Origin of the sequence: Pseudomonas sp. 30_B, assembly GCF_017491605.1 — a bacterium.
Taxonomy (GTDB): Bacteria; Pseudomonadota; Gammaproteobacteria; order Pseudomonadales; family Pseudomonadaceae; genus Pseudomonas.
Genome location: NZ_JAFGYY010000244.1, coordinates 1 through 485, shown reverse-complemented (window position 1 = coordinate 485; position 485 = coordinate 1). Strand labels below are relative to the sequence as shown.

The following is a 485-nucleotide window of genomic DNA, read 5'->3' as shown; positions in this document are numbered from 1 at the left end:
ACGCGAAGCAGAAGGGCATCAAGACGGTGGCCGTCGTCGACGATTCGACGGCCTACGGCCAGGGCCTCGCGAACGAATTCGAGAAGAAGGCGAAGGCGCTCGGCCTGAAGGTGGTGTCGCACGACGCGACCAACGACAAGGCGGTCGATTTCCGCGCGATCCTGACGAAGCTCACGGGTACGAACCCGGACGCGATCATGTACGGCGGCATGGACGCGACGGGCGGCCCGTTCGCGAAGCAGGCGAAGCAGCTCGGCCTGCGCGCGAAGATCTTCGCGGGCGACGGCGTGTGCACCGAGCAGTTGCCGGCGCTCGCCGGCAACGCGGCCGAGAACGTCGTGTGCTCGCAGGCGGGCGCGGCGCTCGAGAAGATGCCGGGCGGCGCGACGTTCCAGGCCAAGTACGAGAAGCGCTTCAACCAGCCGATCCGCTTCGACGCGCCGTTCACGTATGACGCGGTGTACATCATCGTCGACGCGATGAAG

Annotated in this window: 1 protein-coding gene; it reads left to right on the top strand. The window is 66.8% G+C overall.

Annotation, left to right across the window (positions count from 1 at the left end; translation table 11 throughout):
• The coding region (locus J5M67_RS28105) for a branched-chain amino acid ABC transporter substrate-binding protein (protein WP_207888633.1) at window positions 1–485 on the top strand (485 nt) is incomplete at both ends.